Annotated in this window: 17 protein-coding genes; 11 read left to right on the top strand and 6 right to left on the bottom strand. The window is 59.6% G+C overall.

What is annotated here, in order from left to right; translation table 11 throughout:
- Nucleotides 1-320: 320 nt before the first annotated feature.
- From hrpB to ACIQUH_RS17385, 3 genes are all read left to right on the top strand, one after another.
- Entirely contained in the window at nt 321-2,807 is a 2,487-nt protein-coding gene (gene hrpB, locus ACIQUH_RS17375) for an ATP-dependent helicase HrpB (RefSeq protein WP_400817262.1), read from the top strand.
- Nucleotides 2,808-2,836: 29 nt separating this feature from the next.
- Nucleotides 2,837-4,144, top strand: coding sequence for a two-component system sensor histidine kinase ActS (gene actS, locus ACIQUH_RS17380; protein ID WP_400817511.1), 1,308 nt, complete (start codon nt 2,837-2,839; stop codon nt 4,142-4,144).
- Between the two features lie 73 nt (nt 4,145-4,217).
- Complete coding sequence (locus ACIQUH_RS17385) at nt 4,218-4,811, top strand: ActR/PrrA/RegA family redox response regulator transcription factor (RefSeq protein WP_400817264.1); 594 nt, start codon at nt 4,218-4,220, stop codon at nt 4,809-4,811.
- Between the two features lie 6 nt (nt 4,812-4,817).
- Here ACIQUH_RS17385 and ACIQUH_RS17390 read toward each other — a convergent pair whose 3' ends face one another.
- Nucleotides 4,818-5,303, bottom strand: a complete 486-nt coding sequence (locus ACIQUH_RS17390; RefSeq protein WP_004444350.1) for an MmcB family DNA repair protein — start codon at nt 5,301-5,303, stop codon at nt 4,818-4,820.
- A gap of 183 nt (nt 5,304-5,486) precedes the next feature.
- On the opposite strand from ACIQUH_RS17390, the gene ACIQUH_RS17395 reads away from it, so the two are divergent.
- The gene (locus ACIQUH_RS17395; RefSeq protein ID WP_269347083.1) at nt 5,487-6,200 is read left to right on the top strand and encodes a L,D-transpeptidase; all 714 of its coding nucleotides are present in this window, start codon (nt 5,487-5,489) and stop codon (nt 6,198-6,200) included.
- 78 nt (nt 6,201-6,278) lie between these two features.
- Here the strand turns inward: ACIQUH_RS17395 and ACIQUH_RS17400 are convergent, their stop codons facing one another.
- From ACIQUH_RS17400 to hslV, 4 genes are all read right to left on the bottom strand, one after another.
- A complete protein-coding gene (locus tag ACIQUH_RS17400) occupies nt 6,279-8,447 on the bottom strand; it encodes a malate synthase G (protein ID WP_400817267.1) in 2,169 nt (722 codons plus the stop codon).
- A gap of 120 nt (nt 8,448-8,567) precedes the next feature.
- Nucleotides 8,568-9,530, bottom strand: coding sequence for a DUF1402 family protein (locus tag ACIQUH_RS17405; RefSeq protein ID WP_400817269.1), 963 nt, complete (start codon nt 9,528-9,530; stop codon nt 8,568-8,570).
- 194 nt (nt 9,531-9,724) lie between these two features.
- Nucleotides 9,725-11,032 carry an ATP-dependent protease ATPase subunit HslU gene (gene hslU, locus ACIQUH_RS17410; protein WP_003521199.1) on the bottom strand — a complete coding sequence of 436 codons (1,308 nt, stop codon included), beginning with the start codon at nt 11,030-11,032 and terminating at the stop codon, nt 9,725-9,727.
- 74 nt (nt 11,033-11,106) lie between these two features.
- On the bottom strand, nt 11,107-11,631 hold the full coding sequence (hslV, locus tag ACIQUH_RS17415; protein WP_003521197.1) for an ATP-dependent protease subunit HslV: 525 nt from the start codon (nt 11,629-11,631) through the stop codon (nt 11,107-11,109).
- Nucleotides 11,632-11,831: 200 nt separating this feature from the next.
- Here hslV and hisB point away from each other — a divergent pair, with 200 nt between their 5' ends.
- The 7 genes from hisB to coaA are packed head-to-tail and all read left to right on the top strand — an operon-like array spanning nt 11,832 to nt 16,452.
- On the top strand, nt 11,832-12,428 hold the full coding sequence (gene hisB, locus ACIQUH_RS17420; RefSeq protein WP_010970622.1) for an imidazoleglycerol-phosphate dehydratase HisB: 597 nt from the start codon (nt 11,832-11,834) through the stop codon (nt 12,426-12,428).
- Between the two features lie 22 nt (nt 12,429-12,450).
- Nucleotides 12,451-12,945 carry a DUF2628 domain-containing protein gene (locus ACIQUH_RS17425; RefSeq protein ID WP_400817272.1) on the top strand — a complete coding sequence of 165 codons (495 nt, stop codon included), beginning with the start codon at nt 12,451-12,453 and terminating at the stop codon, nt 12,943-12,945.
- A 1-nt stretch (nt 12,946) separates the two neighbouring features.
- Entirely contained in the window at nt 12,947-13,597 is a 651-nt protein-coding gene (gene hisH, locus ACIQUH_RS17430; protein ID WP_142174379.1) for an imidazole glycerol phosphate synthase subunit HisH, read from the top strand.
- Nucleotide 13,598: 1 nt separating this feature from the next.
- Nucleotides 13,599-14,342: a 1-(5-phosphoribosyl)-5-[(5-phosphoribosylamino)methylideneamino]imidazole-4-carboxamide isomerase gene (gene hisA / locus ACIQUH_RS17435; protein ID WP_400817275.1), complete on the top strand. Its 744-nt coding sequence runs from the start codon at nt 13,599-13,601 to the stop codon at nt 14,340-14,342.
- Nucleotides 14,339-15,115, top strand: a complete 777-nt coding sequence (gene hisF / locus ACIQUH_RS17440; protein ID WP_400817277.1) for an imidazole glycerol phosphate synthase subunit HisF — start codon at nt 14,339-14,341, stop codon at nt 15,113-15,115. The genes hisA and hisF overlap by 4 nt, the downstream gene beginning before the upstream one ends.
- Nucleotides 15,116-15,130: 15 nt before the next feature.
- Nucleotides 15,131-15,454: a phosphoribosyl-ATP diphosphatase gene (locus ACIQUH_RS17445; RefSeq protein WP_400817279.1), complete on the top strand. Its 324-nt coding sequence runs from the start codon at nt 15,131-15,133 to the stop codon at nt 15,452-15,454.
- Complete coding sequence (coaA, locus tag ACIQUH_RS17450; RefSeq protein ID WP_400817281.1) at nt 15,451-16,452, top strand: type I pantothenate kinase; 1,002 nt, start codon at nt 15,451-15,453, stop codon at nt 16,450-16,452. Before ACIQUH_RS17445 ends, coaA begins: the two co-directional genes overlap by 4 nt.
- A gap of 42 nt (nt 16,453-16,494) precedes the next feature.
- On the opposite strand, the gene lysM is transcribed toward coaA, so the two are convergent.
- The gene (lysM, locus tag ACIQUH_RS17455) at nt 16,495-16,944 is read right to left on the bottom strand and encodes a peptidoglycan-binding protein LysM (RefSeq protein ID WP_279656440.1); all 450 of its coding nucleotides are present in this window, start codon (nt 16,942-16,944) and stop codon (nt 16,495-16,497) included.
- Nucleotides 16,945-16,986: the final 42 nt, after the last annotated feature.

A 16,986-nucleotide genomic window follows, 5' to 3' on the forward strand; every position in this document is an offset into this window, starting at 1 on the left:
CGGACTTATAAATCCATCCCCTCAATCAAGTCAACACACCCTCCGTCAAAAAACTGACATTTTTACTAACTTGCTGATTTTCTTAGATAGTTTCGCCAACCGCCCCTGAAATTGAGGAAACGGGCGGAATCTCCCGACATTTCGCCATCCACCCGACGCCCTCCTTTGCATGCCTCTTTGCAAACAGCACGCAAGGGAACCGTAATTCTGCCGGCGGAGCATCTGGCCGGTCCTTACGTATGACTGTCAAAGCGCAGGGCCGTGCATTAGAAACGACATATGAAGCGCTTAACCACCCCAATCGCCGCAGGCCTGTTTGCATGACCAGAATGCCCGTCTTTATAAAGACCGAATTCCCCGAACTTCCCGTCAGTGCCGTTCTGGGCGATATCGCCGAGGCGTTGGCCGAGGCGAAGCATGCCGTTCTTTCGGCCCCCCCGGGCGCGGGTAAAACGACGCTGGTGCCGCTTCATCTTTTGCGGCAGGACTGGCGGGGGGACGGCAAGATCATTCTTCTCGAACCACGCCGGCTTGCCGCCCGGGCAGCAGCCGGGCGCATGGCGGAGCTGCTTCACGAGGATGTCGGGCAAACTGTCGGTTACCGCATGCGGCTCGACAATCGTGTCTCCTCGAAAACCCGGATAGAGGTGGTGACCGAAGGCGTGTTTGCCCGGATGGTTCTGGACGATCCAGAACTCGCCGGTGTTTCAACGGTAATTTTCGACGAGTTTCATGAACGTTCGCTCGACGGCGATTTCGGACTGGCGCTTGCACTCGACGTACAGGGTGGGCTGCGTGACGATCTACGAATCCTCGTTATGTCCGCCACACTCGATGTCGAACGCATCAGCGCGCTCATGGGGGACGCCCCGGTCATTCAGAGCCTTGGCCGGACGTTTCCGATCGACGTCCACTATGAGGATCGTTGGCAGGGTGTCCCGATAGAAGAGAAAGTCGCAAGGGCGATTACTGAAGCCCATGGGTCGGAAACGGGCTCCATCCTCGCCTTTCTGCCGGGGCAGGCGGAAATTACCCGAACGGCCACGCGGCTGGAGGGACGTTTTCCCGATGATACGGATATCATCCCGCTTTACGGAAACCTTTCACAGAAGGAGCAGGATGCGGCGATCAAGCCGGCGCCGACTGGCCGACGCAAGATCGTACTGGCCACCTCGATTGCCGAAACATCCATTACCATCGATGGTGTACGTGTGGTGATCGACAGCGGATTGCAGCGACTACCGGTGTTCGAACCGGCAACGGGAATCACGAGGCTGGAGACGGTGCGGGTGTCGCGCGCTTCCGCCGACCAGCGGGCGGGGCGCGCCGGGCGAACGGAACCTGGCGTTGCGATCCGCCTGTGGCATCAGGGGCAGACGGCGGCGCTCAACGCCTTCACGCCACCGCAGATTCTGGCGAGCGATCTTGCCGGTCTTGCGCTTGATCTCGCCCATTGGGGTGTTCAAGATCCCTCCTCTCTTGCCTTTCTGGATATGCCCCCCGAAGCCGCACTCAAAGAATCGGTGGCGCTTCTTAAAAATCTGGGCGCGCTCGACAAAAGCGGAGCGCTGACGCAACGCGGCCATCTGATGCGCGGCCTTTCGCTGCCGCCGCGGCTGGCGGCCATGGTGATTGCGGCGGCAACCGAGGGTGCCGGCAAAAAGGCGGCGATGCTCGCCGTCGTGCTGACGGAACAGGGGCTCGGCGGAAACGACATCGATCTCGATGAACGGCTGCGGCGCTTTCTTTCCGACAGGAGCGAAAGGGCGCAGGCGGCACGCAAGCTGGCATCGAGGCTGTTCGACGCAATCGGCGATAAAACGACAGCAGCCGAGTTGCCGGGTGAGGCCGGTCCGCTGCTGCTGCATGCCTATCCGGACAGGATCGCGCTCCAGCGGGGTGCGCGGGGACGTTATGTAATGGCCAACGGGCGGGGCGCGGAGCTTGCCGATACGGAGCGGCTGGCGGCGAACAGAATGCTGGTGGTGGCCGATATTACCGGACGGGCGGCGCAGCCGCGCATCCTTGCGGCGGCAGGCATAGAGAGGACGGATATAGAGGAGCGGATGCCGCACCTTATTGTTCAGCAGGACCAGCTGCTGTTCGACAAGGCGAGTGGTCAGGCGCGTGCGCGAAAGGTGACACGCCTTGGCGCCATCATCCTCGATGAGACGCCCCTGCCCAGACCCGAGGGTGAACAGGCGGCACAGGCGCTCGCCAATGGCGTTCGGGAATTCGGCATCGGCATTCTTCCTTTTTCGAAAGAGACGCTGCAGTTGCGCGACAGGATCGGTTTTCTGAATGCCAGTATCGGGGAGCCCTGGCCGGATGTCAGCGATGAGGCTTTGCTTTCGCGGCTGGACGAATGGTTCGTTCCGTTCCAACACGGGGCGCGCAGCCTGCAGGATATCCGGCCCGGCAGCCTTTCCGAAGGGATCCTGTCTCTGGTGCCCCATGAGGTGGCGCGCGATCTCGCCAGGTTGGCGCCGACGCATTTCGAAGCACCGACCGGCCAGCGGCATCCCATCCGCTACGACGCCAGCGAACCGACGCTTTCCATTCGTGTGCAGGAGCTTTTCGGGCTGAGAGCCCACCCGTCCATCGCGCAGGGGCGATTGCCGCTGCTCTTGGAATTGACCTCGCCGGCACACAGGCCGATACAGACGACACGCGATCTTCCCGGTTTCTGGGCGGGGTCCTGGAAGGATGTGCGGGCGGATATGCGCGGGCGTTATCCGCGCCATCCCTGGCCGGAGGACCCGGCATCGGCCCTGCCGACCAGCCGCGCTAAACCGCGCGGAACATGACGATGATGAACAGGGTAAAGGAGAAGACGGTGGCTGGCCATCCGATCGAAACCACGAGGCTTGGCCGTGCCAGCCGCAGGATAAGGTTACAAACCATTGTCTGGCTACGCTGGCTGGCGGTTGCCGGACAGACGGCAACGATCCTGTTCGTCGCTTTCGGGTTGAATTTTCCCCTGCCGCTTCTCGCCTGCGGCCTTCTCATTGCAGCGCTGGCGCTTGCCAATCTGTTCCTCACCGCCCGTTTTCCCTCTACCTATCGTCTGGAACCCTGGGAAGCGACATTGCTGCTGGCCTTCGACCTGCTGCAACTGACAGCGCTGATCTATATTACCGGCGGTCTTTCCAATCCCTTCGCACCGCTGATCTGCGTGCAGGTCATCATCGCCTTCGCCTCGCAGCCGCTTCGGCATTCGCTCATCCTGCTCGGCTTTGCCGTCATATGCTCGACGGCGATCGCCTTTTCGCCGTTTCCGGTTCCCTGGTATCCCGGCGAAGCGTTGCCGATCCAGCTCCTGCTGCATGTCGGCACCTGGGTGGCAATCATCGCGACGACCTCTTTCGCGGCCTTTTATGCCTATCGCGTTTCGCATGAGGCCAATCAGCTGGCCGATGCGCTGGCCGCAACCGAACTCGTGCTGGAGCGGGAAAAACATCTCTCGCAGCTGGACGGGCTGGCGGCCGCCGCGGCGCATGAACTGGGCACGCCGCTCGCCACCATCAGCGTCGTCGCCAAGGAAATGGAGAGGGAACTCGGGCATGATGAGAAATACGGAGAAGACATAGCGCTACTGCGCAGCCAGAGCGAAAGATGCCGCGATATTCTGCGCCGGCTCACCTCGCTTTCCGCCGACAATGAGGAGCATATGCGCCGTCTGCCGCTTTCCTCGCTGATCGAGGAGGTGATGGCGCCACATCGGGAATTCGGCATTCGCCTGGAACTCGTCGAAAAGAACGATCGCGCCGAGGAGCCGGTCGGCATCCGCAATGCTGGCATTATCTACGGGCTGGGCAATCTCATCGAAAATGCCGTGGACTATGCGCGGGAAAAGGTGACCGTGACTGTCGGTCACGATCAGCAGAATGTCACCGTCCTCATCGAGGACGACGGGCCGGGTTATGCCCATGACGTGCTGGCCCGAATCGGCGAGCCCTATGTGACCGAACGTCACAACGATATGCGCGCCGGTGGGCTCGGGCTCGGGCTTTTTATAGCAAAGACCCTGCTGGAGCGATCCGGCGCAGCCGTCACCTTCCAGAACCGAGGGTCGAGCGGAACCGGAGCACGGGTCACAATCGTCTGGCCTCGGGCGCTTATGGACGATAAAAGAAGCCATTGACTTTACCATCCACATTGAAGCGGCGATAAGAAGAAGAAAACCAAGCCGACGAAGTTGCCGGAAGGCCGGAAACATGAAGACAGAAGACCAGAACAACTCCACCAGCGCACCAACACCAACGGACGATGTCGACCCGATCGGGCCCGACAGATCGCTGCTGATCGTCGATGATGACGGGCCGTTTCTGCGCCGGCTTGCCCGGGCGATGGAAACGCGCGGCTTTGCCGTCGACACCGCCGAGACGGTCAGCGACGGCATTGCCCGGTCCAGGGCTGCACCGCCGAAATATGCGGTTGTCGACCTGAGGCTTGCGGATGGCAACGGTCTGGAAGTCATCGAGGCCATCAGGCAGAACCGGGACGATACGCAGATCGTCGTTCTGACCGGTTATGGCAATATCGCCACCGCCGTTACTGCCGTGAAGCTTGGGGCACTGGACTATCTGGCCAAGCCCGCCGATGCGGACGATGTGTTCAATGCACTGACGCAGCGCAAGGGCGAAAAGACCGAAGTACCCGAAAACCCGATGTCGGCAGACCGGGTTCGGTGGGAACATATCCAGCGGGTTTATGAAATGTGCGAGCGCAATGTTTCGGAAACGGCACGCCGTCTCAACATGCATCGGCGAACGCTACAGCGCATTCTCGCCAAACGCGCCCCGAAATAACGGAAATCATTCTCCGAAGCTGCGGCCGGTCGTCCATTCCGCCAGCATCAGCCGGGTCGCGGCGGTTCGCGAGAAATCCAGCATCACCGACTTGCGGGTCGCCGGCGGCAATTTATGCTCCGGCGCATCGCGCAGCATGTGGGCTCCGTAACCATCTGACAGGATGAGCCCGCATTCCTCCGGAAATATGTCGGTCGGCACCTCCGGATGGGTTGCGAAGAACAGCCGGTCGCAATGCAGCCGGTATTCCGGCCATTTGCGATCGACGCGGAAATCCTCGATCGAAGATTTGATTTCGATGATCCAGATCTCACCCTTGACCGAAAGGCTGATGAGATCGGCCCGCCGCCCGCTTGCAAGCGGCAATTCGGGCAGCACCGAATGGCGCATCTCGTGCAGAAGCACCTGCACGCCGCGGCGCACCAGCATCGCCTTGTCCGACTGGCGGCCATCTATTAACGGATTATTGTTGGTAACGGAAAGAATAGTCATGGATAAAGGCTGCTGAAGCGTTTGGCCTATTGTTGCAAAAAGGCAATCAACCGGCAATTTTAAATGCCCGACCGTTTCGCGGCGGCGCAACGGCTTGCCAAGAGCGGCTGAATGGAAAATAACCGATTTATCCAATTAAGCCTACTCTTTCGCACAATTTGGCGAATTTTCCGCGAGAACGACATGCGCATCCGTACCCCATTGACCGCACTCGGTCTGACGGCAGCACTGGCTCTGGCCGGCTGCGCCGAAACTACCTCCCAATCCTCCGCTCCGACCTCCGGCAAGATCGCAGCGTCAGTACCGGTTGCTGACCCTGTTCCGGCGAAGGTCGAAACGGTCCAAATCTTCAACGATGTCTACGGTCCCGTGACCGATGCGGGTTATGCGCTGCCGGCCATTCCGATCAACCGCGTCAACGAGAAGTACCGCCGCCAGATCGTCGAATTCCAGACGTCCGAACGCGCCGGAACCATCATCGTCAATACGCGCGAGCGTTATCTTTATTATATTCTCTCCGGCAACCGCGCTGTGCGTTACGGCATCGGCGTCGGCAAGGCTGGTTTCGCCTGGGCCGGTGAAGCCTATGTGGCCTGGAAGCAGGAATGGCCGATGTGGCATCCGCCGAAGGAAATGGCGGACCGCAAGCCGGAAGTTGCGAAATATGTCGAGGCCGGCATGGGCCCGGGCCTCAGCAACCCGCTCGGCGCACGCGCCATGTATCTCTTCAACGAAAAGGGACAGGACACGCTGTTCCGCATCCACGGTTCACCCGAATGGGCTTCGATCGGCACCGCCGCCTCCTCCGGCTGCATCCGCATGATCAACCAGGATGTGATCGATCTCTACAGCCGGGTCCGTCCCGGCCGCAGCACCAAGGTCGTCGTGATCCAGTAAGGGTTACACCAGATCAAGAAAAAGCCGCCGAGGATTTTCCCGGCGGCTTTTTTGTTTATGGAAATACTGGGCGGCGGCTCACGCCGCCTGTTTCGCTTTCAGTTCCAGACGACGACGGTGCAGAACCGGCTCTGTGTAGCCATTCGGCTGTTCGCGCCCCTTCAGCACCAGCTCGACAGCGGCCTGGAAAGCCACCGATCCGTCGAAATTGGAGGCCATCGGCAGATAGGCCGGATCGCCGGCATTCTGCGTGTCCACCACGGCGGCCATACGCTTCATGGTCTCGATGATCTGAGCCTCTGTCACCACGCCATGGCGCAGCCAGTTTGCCATGTGCTGCGCGGAAATGCGCAGCGTGGCACGATCCTCCATAAGGCCGACATTGTTTATATCCGGCACCTTGGAGCAGCCGACACCCTGATCGACCCAGCGCACGACATAACCGAGAATGCCCTGGGCGTTATTATCAAGCTCCCGCTGGATTTCCTCCGGCGTCCAGTTAGGGCGCGGCGCGACCGGCACCGACAGGATATCGGAGAGCTTCGCACGGCCGCGGCTTTTCAGCCCTTCCTGAACGGCCGCAACATCGACCTTGTGGTAATGCGTGGCGTGCAGCGTCGCCGCCGTCGGCGAAGGCACCCAGGCCGTGTTGGCGCCGGCCTTCGGATGGGCGATCTTCTGCTCCAGCATCGCCGCCATCAGATCCGGCATGGCCCACATGCCCTTGCCGATCTGCGCATGGCCGGAAAGACCGCATTCGAGGCCGATATCGACGTTCCAGTTTTCATAAGCCGCGATCCAGGCGGCCTGCTTCATGTCGCCCTTGCGGATCATCGGGCCCGCTTCCATCGAGGTGTGGATTTCGTCGCCGGTGCGATCGAGGAAGCCGGTATTGATGAAGACGACGCGATCCTTCGCGGCGCGAATGCTTTCCTTGAGGTTGACCGTGGTGCGGCGTTCCTCATCCATGATGCCCATTTTCATGGTGTTGGGCGCCATGCCGACAAGCTTTTCTACCCGGCTGAAGATTTCGTTGGCGAAGGCGACTTCTTCCGGCCCATGCATCTTCGGCTTGACGACATACATCGAACCGGCACGGGAATTCTGGTGTCGCCCGGATGGGCCCACATCGTAGAGCGCGATCAATGCCGTGACCACGGCATCCATGATGCCTTCCGGCACCTCGCGGCCATCGCGGTCGAGGATCGCCGGATTGGTCATGAGATGACCGACATTGCGCACCAGCATCAGGGAACGGCCCGGCAGCGTGAGCGCGGAACCATTGGGAGCGGTATAATAACGATCCGGGTTGAGGCGGCGGGTAAAGGTCTTCCCGCCCTTGGAGACGGCTTCCGTCAGATCACCACGCATCAGGCCAAGCCAGTTGCCATAGACCAGCACCTTGTCTTCGGCATCGACGGCAGCGACCGAATCCTCGCAATCCATGATGGTCGTCAGTGCCGATTCGAGAATGACGTCGGAAATGCCCGCTTTGTCACCCTTGCCGATTTCGGTCGAGGGATCGATGACGATCTCGGTGTGCAGACCATTTTTGCCGAGCAGGATCGTGGCGGGCTTTGCCGCTTCACCGCTGAAACCCTTGAATTGGGCTGCATCTTTGAGGCCAGTCGTGGCACCACCGATGGCAAGCTGCAGCAGACCGTCAACGATCTCGAAGCCTGTCACGTCGGACCAGCTTCCGGTCTCGAGCGGTGCGGATTGATCAAGGAAGTTGCGCGCCCAGGCGATGACCTTGTCGCCGCGCTTCGGATTGTAGCCCCTGCCCTTTTCCGCGCCATCAGCATCGGAAATGGCATCCGTGCCGTAAAGCGCGTCATAAAGCGAACCCCAGCGGGCGTTGGCAGCATTCAGCGCATAACGCGCGTTCATGACGGGAACAACGAGCTGCGGACCGGCGACGACGGCAATTTCCGGGTCGACATTGCTGGTTTCCACCTTGAAGGCGGGACCTTCCGGCAGCAGATAACCGATCTCCTTCAGGAAGGCCTCATAGGCGTCGAAATCCGAGGGCGCACCGTTCTGCTGGTACCAGCCATCGATTTTTTCCTGCAGCGCATCGCGCTTGGCAAGCAACTCACGGTTCTTCGGGGAAAGCTCATGGACGATGGCCGAGAAACCCTCAAAGAAGGTCTCACTATCAAGACCCGTGCCCGGCAGCACCTCGTCCGTCAAAAAGGCATACAGCCTGTCGTCGATGGAAAGACCGAATTTATCCGTGCGGCTCACATGCGCCTCCTTATATTCTGAAGGCACAGATTGGACGCTGATACGGTCGCTCGTCAATTGCGACAGGCAGCCAAATATTATTTCCGTTTTGGAAATAATGCGGCCGATAGTCGTCTTTTTCTACAAAAGCGCCTGCAGATCCCTGATGCGGTCATTCACCAGCCAGCCGTAATAATTTTCTTCCGGCAACAGGGGCTGATCGCCTGCGGCGCGCTGGCGGTTCTTCTGGGCAAGGGCCGCCGCGCGCTGCTGCGAACCGCCTACATTATAGAGTGTGGAGGTGACGCCCGGATTTTTCGAAATATCCATGTCGGCGATCGACCGGTAATCATCGATCGACTTGCGGATCGAGGCCGCCATGAAGGCAAGCGAACGATCCGGGTCCATGATCGCGGTATAAACGGCACCCGCATCGTTCTCATCCAGCTTCTCATAGCCGGAGGTTCTCGACACCATGTCGGACAACATCAGCGCCGTCAGCGGGTTGATCTGACCGAGACCAAAGGTCTGCCCGGCATAAAAGGGCTGGAAGAAGACGGCGCTGAAGCGGTTGTTCGGATAGGCCACACCATCGACGGTCTTGCCGCGGAAACTGTCTTCCCAGACGTCTTCACGGCAGTTCCACAGGCTGTAGGAATCCTTCTTCGACTGGCATTTGGCAAATTGCGAATGGGTCAGAAACTGCGCGATGGTTTCGTCCTTGTAGCCGAAACGGAAGCTGTTGCCGGCATAGGAGGCCGCCTTGACGTAATAGGATTGCAGCCTGTCATAGGCGTCGACATTATAGGTGTGCTCGCCGACGATCGCGCCGATCATGTGGATCGGATCGATACCATAACGCCCGGCCGTCGACTTGATTTTGGCGATCAGTGCCTTGTCGGACGACAAAAGGTCGATGACCTTCTGGTATTTGCGCTCGAAGGAGGTGTTGGATGCCTTGGTTCTTTTTGCGGAGGCGCCGGGAACGCCCGGCTGTTCGGCATTGCGATTGCCCGGTGGAACAACCGTCGCGGCCTCGACATAAGAAGACGAAACGGCGGAAACCGCCAGAGCCACGGCAAATGCCAGAAGAGTTTTGCGCACGAGCGACTGCCTTTTCTCGAGCCGGCCATTACCGGCATGACAAGCGGAAAACCGGATCATTCCACGAAAGCGGTTCCAACCGGAATGCAGCCCTTCCCATAAACAAAATGCGGGCTGAATGCGAGATGAGGCAGATAAAATAAAAGAGTGCGGCAAATATGGCCGCACTCTTCTTTTGTCGATCTCCGAAATTCTCAGAGAATATAGCGGGACAGATCCGTATCGGCGGCGAGATCGCCGACATGTTTGCGGACATATTCCTGATCGATCTTGACGGCCGAGCCGCCGCGATCCGGGGCGTTGAAGGAGATTTCGTCGAGAACGCGCTCCATCACGGTCTGCAGGCGGCGTGCACCGATATTTTCGACCGACGAATTGAGATGAACGGCCACATCGGCCAGCGCATCGATTGCATCATCGGTGAAATCGAGGTCCAGTTCTTCCGTCGCCATCAGCGCCTTGTACTGGCGGATGAGGCTTGCTTCCGTCTCCGTCAGGATACGGCGGAAATCCTCCTTGGTCAGCGGCTTCAGTTCGACGCGGATCGGCAGACGGCCCTGAAGCTCTGGCAGGAGATCCGAAGGCTTCGCCACATGGAAGGCGCCCGATGCGATGAAGAGGACATGGTCCGTCTTCACCGGTCCGTATTTCGTCGAAACAGTCGTGCCTTCGACCAGCGGCAGCAAATCGCGCTGCACGCCTTCGCGCGAGACGCCGGCGCCCATGCCACCATCGCGGGCGGCGATCTTGTCGATCTCATCGAGGAAGACGATGCCGTCATTTTCGACCGACTTCACCGCCTCGCGCTGGATCATTTCGTTGTCGAGCAGCTTGTCGGATTCGTCGCGGATGAGATCGGCATAGGATTTCGACACCGTGGTCCGGACCTTTTTGGTGCGTCCACCCATGGCTTTGCCGAACATTTCCGACAGGTTCAGCACGCCGATATTGGCGCCCGGCATACCGGGAATTTCAAAACCGGGCATGCCCGAGCCGCTGTCGGCCACTTCGATATCGATTTCCTTGTCGTCGAGCTCACCGTCTCGCAGCTTCTTGCGGAAGCTTTCACGCGTGCCAGGCGATGCGGTTGCGCCAACCAGCGCATCGAGTACCCGCTCTTCTGCGCTCTGATGCGCCTTCGCCTGCACTTCGGCACGCTTCTTTTCACGCACGAGGCCGATGCCGATCTCGACCAGATCGCGGATGATCTGCTCGACATCGCGACCGACATAACCGACTTCGGTGAATTTTGTCGCTTCCACCTTGATGAAGGGCGCGCCTGCCAGCTTGGCGAGGCGGCGGGAAATCTCCGTCTTGCCGACACCGGTCGGCCCGATCATCAGGATATTCTTGGGCATGACTTCATCGCGCAGGCTCTCATCGAGCTGCTGGCGGCGCCAGCGGTTACGCAGCGCAATCGCGACCGCACGCTTGGCCTCATGCTGGCCGATGATGAAACGGTCGAGTTCCGAGACGATTTCCCGGGGAGAAAAAGTGGTCATTCTATCCTCTCGGCTTTCCTGTTCCGGCCGGCCATACCGGCCCGGCCCGCAGGACCCATTGGTGAGAAATATGCTTATTCGGCGTCGAGCGTTTCGACGACGAGATTGTGGTTGGTATAAACGCAGATATCGGCGGCAATATCGAGCGACTGGCGCGCTACCTCTTCGGCCGACTTGTCCGTGTCCATCATGGCGCGGGCGGCAGCAAAGGCATAATTGCCGCCGGAGCCGATGGCGATCGCGCCATGTTCCGGTTCCAGCACATCACCATTGCCGGTAATGGCAAGCGTGGTGGATTTATCGGCCACCAGCATCATGGCTTCGAGATTGCGCAGATATTTGTCCGTGCGCCAGTCCTTGGCGAGTTCCACGGCGGCACGCATGAGCTGGCCGGGATATTGCTCAAGCTTCTTTTCGAGTCGGTCGAGCAGCGTGAAGGCATCCGCCGTCGCACCGGCAAAACCGGCAATCACCTCACCCTTGCCGATGCGGCGAACCTTGCGGGCATTGCCTTTCATCACGGTCTGGCCAAGGCTTACCTGCCCGTCGCCAGCCATGACGACCTTGCCGCCCTTCCTGACTGTAATAATTGTTGTCATCAAACACCTGTCTGCCCTCACGGGCCTGGGGTTAACGGGCCGGGATGCGGCCCTCTGCGGTTCTATGTAAGTTTGCTTTTCACGATTGCAATCTTCGGGGCGGCAGGCCGTTTTCGACTTGTCATGCAAGACGATGGAACAACTGGATATTTGTGTCCCGTGCTGATAAGGAACGGCAACATTTTCACGGAGCGGCCAAAATGGCAGAACGTAAAGGCGAGATTATCCGCAAGACCAACGAAACCTCGGTTTCGGTGCGCGTGGATATCGACGGCACCGGCAAATCGAAAATTTCCACCGGCGTGGGATTTTTCGACCATATGCTGGACCAGCTCAGCCGCCATTCGCTGATCGACATGGACATCGAGGTTCAGGGCGACCTGCATATCGACGACCACCACACCGTGGAAGATACCGGCATCGCCATAGGTCAGGCCATTGCCAAGGCGCTCGGCGACCGGCGTGGCATTACCCGTTACGCTTCGCTTGATCTCGCCATGGACGAGACGATGACCAAGGCTGCCGTCGATATTTCCGGCCGGCCTTTCCTTGTCTGGAACGTCAATTTTTCCGCGCCGAAGATCGGCACCTTTGATACCGAGCTGGTGCGTGAGTTCTTCCAGGCGCTCGCCCAGAATGCCGGCATCACGCTGCATATCCTGAACCATTACGGCGCCAACAACCATCATATCGCCGAAACATGCTTCAAGGCCGTTGCCCGCGTTCTTCGCACGGCAACCGAGATCGACCCCCGGCAGGCAGGCCGCGTTCCCTCCACGAAGGGCATGCTGGCCTGACGCCAAAGCTGTCAGGAAGCCCATGACAAGCTATCTCGTTCTGGAAGCCCCCAACGGGCCGGACAGGGACCACAAGACGACCCGCTTCATCGCAGACCGTTTCGTCTGGCTGGCCCTGATTGCGCCCTGGTTATGGCTCGCCGTCAACCGGCTGTGGCTGGCGACGGCTCTCGTTGTCATCGCCACGCTTCTCGCCGGGCAAATCTCGATGTTAGCCGGATTCGAGCCCGTTGGCATTCTCTGCGGTTTCGCCATCGGGCTTATCACGGCGCTGGAGGGACGCGATTTTCTCGTCCGGCACCTGATCCGCAAAGGCTGGACGCTGACGTCAGTCGTTTCCGCCCCTGATCTTTCGAGTGCGGAAGACATATATTTCTCCAGCCTCTCCGAAACCGCAGAAGCGGCGGAACAGCTGTCGCAGCCGGTCTGGACCACTTCGCCGCAAAAGAGCGGCGGCAAAAACTTCGTCAACGATCCCGCCGGATCGTTTCTTTTCGACTTGAATGGAAGGCGCTGACATGCGTGTCGCGATTATCGACTACGGTTCGGGCAATCTGCGTTCGGCCACCAAGGCTTTCGAGCGTGCCGCCCGCGAGGCCGGCATCAACGCAACCATCGACCTGACCGACAAGCCGGATCACGTCGCTTCGGCAGACCGCATCGTCCTGCCGGGCGTTGGCGCCTACGCGGATTGCCGTGCGGGCCTCGATGCCGTTCCCGGCATGCATGAGGCGCTCATCGAAGCCGTGGAGAAAAAAGCCCACCCCTTCCTCGGCATCTGCGTCGGCATGCAGCTGATGTCCTCGCGCGGGCTGGAAAAGACCGTCAGTACCGGGCTCGGCTGGATCGAAGGTGACGTCGTTGAAATGACGCCATCCGATCCCAGCCTCAAGATCCCGCAGATCGGCTGGAACACGCTGGAAATTCGCCACGCCCACCCGCTGTTCGACGGCATCAAGACCGGCGCGGATGGCCTGCATGCTTATTTCGTGCATTCCTATCATCTGGCGGCCAAGCACTCGACGGACGTCATCGCCACCACGAATTATGGTGGCGCGATGACGGCTTTCGTCGGCCGCGACAATATGGCGGGCGCGCAGTTCCATCCGGAAAAAAGCCAGACGCTCGGCCTCGCCCTGATTTCCAATTTCCTGCGCTGGAAGCCCTGACATGATTCTTTTTCCCGCAATCGATCTCAAGGACGGTGAGTGCGTTCGCCTGAAACTCGGCGATATGGACCAGGCCACCGTATACAACACCGACCCCGGCGCGCAGGCGAAGGCCTTCGAGGACCAGGGGTTTGAATGGCTGCATGTGGTTGATCTCAACGGCGCCTTTGCCGGAGAAACGGTCAATGGCGCGGCGGTCGATGCCATTCTCAAAGCCACGAAAAACCCGGTGCAGCTGGGCGGTGGCATTCGCACGCTCGATCATATCGAGGCCTGGCTGAGCCGCGGGCTTGCCCGTGTCATTCTCGGCACCGTGGCAGTGCGCGATCCGGTTTTGGTCATCGAAGCCTGCAAGCGTTTTCCCGGCCAGGTCGCCGTCGGCATCGATGCCAAGGGCGGCAAGGTTGCCGTGGAAGGCTGGGCGGAAGCGTCCGAACTCGGCGTCATCGAACTTGCCAAGCGTTTCGAAGGTGCCGGCGTCGCCGCCATCATCTATACTGACATCGATCGTGACGGTATTCTGGCCGGCATCAACTGGGCTTCGACACTGGAGCTGGCGGATGCCGTCTCCATCCCGGTCATCGCCTCAGGCGGCCTTGCCTCCATCGATGACATCAAGCGCATGCTGCAGCCGGATGCTGCCAAGCTCGAAGGCGCGATTTCGGGTCGGGCGCTTTATGACGGCCGCATAGACCCCGCCGAGGCGCTTTCCCTCATCAAGGCCGCAAAGGAGGTAAACGCATGACCCTCAAAGCCCGCGTTATTCCCTGCCTCGATGTGAAAGACGGCCGTGTCGTCAAGGGCGTGAACTTTGTCGACCTGATCGACGCCGGCGATCCCGTCGAGGCTGCAAAAGCCTATGATGCGGCGGGTGCGGATGAACTCTGCTTCCTCGACATCACTGCCTCCTCGGACAATCGCGACACGATCTTCGATGTCGTCTCGCGCACCGCTGACCACTGCTTCATGCCGGTGACGGTCGGTGGCGGGGTTCGCAGCGTCGCGGACATCCGCAAGCTGCTCCTCTGCGGCGCGGACAAGGTCTCGATCAATTCCGCAGCCGTCAAAGATCCGGATTTCGTGGCGCAGGCGGCCGACAAGTTCGGCAACCAGTGCATTGTCGTCTCCATCGACGCCAAGCGGGTGTCGATGGAAGGGGAAGAGGGCCGCTGGGAAATCTTTACCCATGGCGGACGCCAGCCGACGGGCATCGATGCTGTGGAATTCGCCATCAAGATGGTGGAACGCGGCGCCGGCGAATTGCTCGTCACCTCAATGGACCGCGACGGCACCAAGAGCGGTTACGATATCGGCCTGACGCGCAGCATTGCCGATCAGGTTCGCGTACCCGTCATCGCGTCTGGCGGCGTCGGCACGCTGGACGATCTGGTGGCGGGTGTTCGTGACGGCCATGCCACTGCGGTGCTTGCCGCCTCCATCTTCCACTTCGGCACCTATTCGATCGGTGAAGCCAAGAGCTACATGGCCGAACATGGCATTGCCATGCGTCTCGACTGATTGCAGGAACATCCCATGAGCGCATTTTCCCTTTCCGATCTGGAACTCATCGTCGCGACCCGTGCCGCTGCCTCTCCCGACGAATCCTGGACAGCCAAGCTCGTCGCCGCCGGCCAGGAACGCGCGGCGAAAAAGCTCGGCGAAGAGGCGGTCGAAGCCGTCATCGCTGCCATCGCGCAGGATCGCGACGGACTGAAGAACGAGGCCGCCGACCTGCTTTACCACCTGCTGGTGGTGCTGAAGATCGCCGACATTCCCTTGAGCGAGGTTTTTGCCGAGCTGGAGCGACGGACCGGGCAAACCGGCCTTGCGGAAAAGGCAGCGAGGCCTAACTCATGAAGGTCGAGGCAGGCAGCGGGGAGAGAGGCATGCCAGGCACACTCGATCATTTCCGACCGGACGAATATTCGCCCTACCACTTCTTCAGTTCGGAAGAATGGGCGAAGTTTCGCGCCGATACGCCGCTGACGCTTTCCGCCGACGAGGTCAAACGGCTGCGCTCGCTGGACGACCCGATCGATCTGGACGAAGTACGGCGCATCTATCTGTCGCTGTCGCGCCTTCTGTCTTCCCATGTGGAGGCGTCGCAGCTGCTGTTCGAACAGCGCAACCGCTTCCTCAATATGGCGGATGTCAACAAGACGCCCTTCGTCATCGGCATTGCCGGCTCCGTGGCGGTTGGGAAATCGACGACGGCGCGTATCCTGAAGGAGCTTCTGGCGCGCTGGCCCTCCAGCCCCAAGGTCGATCTCATCACGACAGACGGCTTTCTTTACCCGAATGAGGTTCTAAGGCGTGAAAACCTTATGGAGCGCAAGGGCTTTCCGGAAAGCTACGATATCGGTGCGCTCTTACGTTTCCTGTCCGCTATCAAGGCGGGCCAACCGAATGTTAAAGCGCCGCGTTATTCGCACCTGACCTATGACGTTCTGCCGAATGAGTTCACTGTCATCGACCAGCCGGATATTCTGATCTTCGAAGGCATCAACGTGCTGCAATCGCGCGATCTGCCGGCGGGCGGGCGGATCGTTCCAATCGTTTCCGACTTCTTCGATTTCTCTATCTATATCGACGCCGACGAGGGCCTCATTCACAACTGGTATGTGAACCGGTTCATGAATCTGAGAAAAACCGCCTTCCGCGATCCCAACTCATTCTTCAACCGTTATGCCTCGATCAGTGAAGAAGCGGCGCTCAGCATTGCCGAAGGCCTCTGGCAGAACATCAACCTGAAGAACCTGCGCCAGAACATCGTGCCGACGCGCCCGCGCGCCGACCTTATCCTGCGCAAGGGCAAAAACCACCTGATCGACACGGTGGCGCTTCGCAAGTTGTAAAGATGCCGCGCATGGCGGCATCTCCTGTTGTTAAAATCCGTTTTACGCAAGCTCAGGAATGCGCAGAACCTGACCGGGATAAATCTTGTCGGGATGGGTCAGCATCGGCTTGTTGGCTTCGAAGATGATGTTGTTCTTCGCGCCATTGGCCTTGCCGTACTGGGCTTCCGCAATCTTCCAGAGATTGTCGCCCTTTTTGACCGTATAGAAAACCGGTTCCTTCGCCGGCGCTTCGGCTACTTTCAGCTCACCGGCTTCGACCTTGGAAATGCCGAGCGTATTGCCGACTGCGATGACCGCTTTTTCGAACACCGACTGATCGGCCACTTCGCCCTTCAGAACGACCTTGTCATCCACCACCTCGACCTGAACCTTGTCCGTGCCGAGATCGTGGGAAGCGAGTTCCTTCTTTACCGCCTCGACATCGGGGGCATCATCACCGCCGATACCAAGCTTCTTTCCCGCTTCCTTGATGAAATTGAACAGACCCATAGCACCCTCCTTGGTTGTAGGGAGGATTACCAGACGATATTT

This window comes from Agrobacterium sp. NPDC090283 (assembly GCF_044769685.1).
Classification (GTDB): Bacteria; Pseudomonadota; Alphaproteobacteria; order Rhizobiales; family Rhizobiaceae; genus Agrobacterium.

Bases quoted from the DNA above. Each gene is read 5' to 3' on its own strand.
- hrpB (WP_400817262.1), top strand. From the start codon at position 321: ATGACCAGAATGCCCGTCTTTATAAAGACCGAATTCCCCGAACTTCCC.
- ACIQUH_RS17385 (WP_400817264.1), top strand. From the start codon at position 4,218: ATGAAGACAGAAGACCAGAACAACTCCACCAGCGCACCAACACCAACG.
- ACIQUH_RS17390 (WP_004444350.1), bottom strand. From the start codon at position 5,303: ATGACTATTCTTTCCGTTACCAACAATAATCCGTTAATAGATGGCCGC.
- ACIQUH_RS17395 (WP_269347083.1), top strand. From the start codon at position 5,487: ATGCGCATCCGTACCCCATTGACCGCACTCGGTCTGACGGCAGCACTG.
- hslU (WP_003521199.1), bottom strand. From the start codon at position 11,032: ATGACCACTTTTTCTCCCCGGGAAATCGTCTCGGAACTCGACCGTTTC.
- hslV (WP_003521197.1), bottom strand. From the start codon at position 11,631: ATGACAACAATTATTACAGTCAGGAAGGGCGGCAAGGTCGTCATGGCT.
- hisB (WP_010970622.1), top strand. From the start codon at position 11,832: ATGGCAGAACGTAAAGGCGAGATTATCCGCAAGACCAACGAAACCTCG.
- ACIQUH_RS17425 (WP_400817272.1), top strand. From the start codon at position 12,451: ATGACAAGCTATCTCGTTCTGGAAGCCCCCAACGGGCCGGACAGGGAC.
- hisH (WP_142174379.1), top strand. From the start codon at position 12,947: ATGCGTGTCGCGATTATCGACTACGGTTCGGGCAATCTGCGTTCGGCC.
- hisA (WP_400817275.1), top strand. From the start codon at position 13,599: ATGATTCTTTTTCCCGCAATCGATCTCAAGGACGGTGAGTGCGTTCGC.
- hisF (WP_400817277.1), top strand. From the start codon at position 14,339: ATGACCCTCAAAGCCCGCGTTATTCCCTGCCTCGATGTGAAAGACGGC.
- ACIQUH_RS17445 (WP_400817279.1), top strand. From the start codon at position 15,131: ATGAGCGCATTTTCCCTTTCCGATCTGGAACTCATCGTCGCGACCCGT.
- coaA (WP_400817281.1), top strand. From the start codon at position 15,451: ATGAAGGTCGAGGCAGGCAGCGGGGAGAGAGGCATGCCAGGCACACTC.
- lysM (WP_279656440.1), bottom strand. From the start codon at position 16,944: ATGGGTCTGTTCAATTTCATCAAGGAAGCGGGAAAGAAGCTTGGTATC.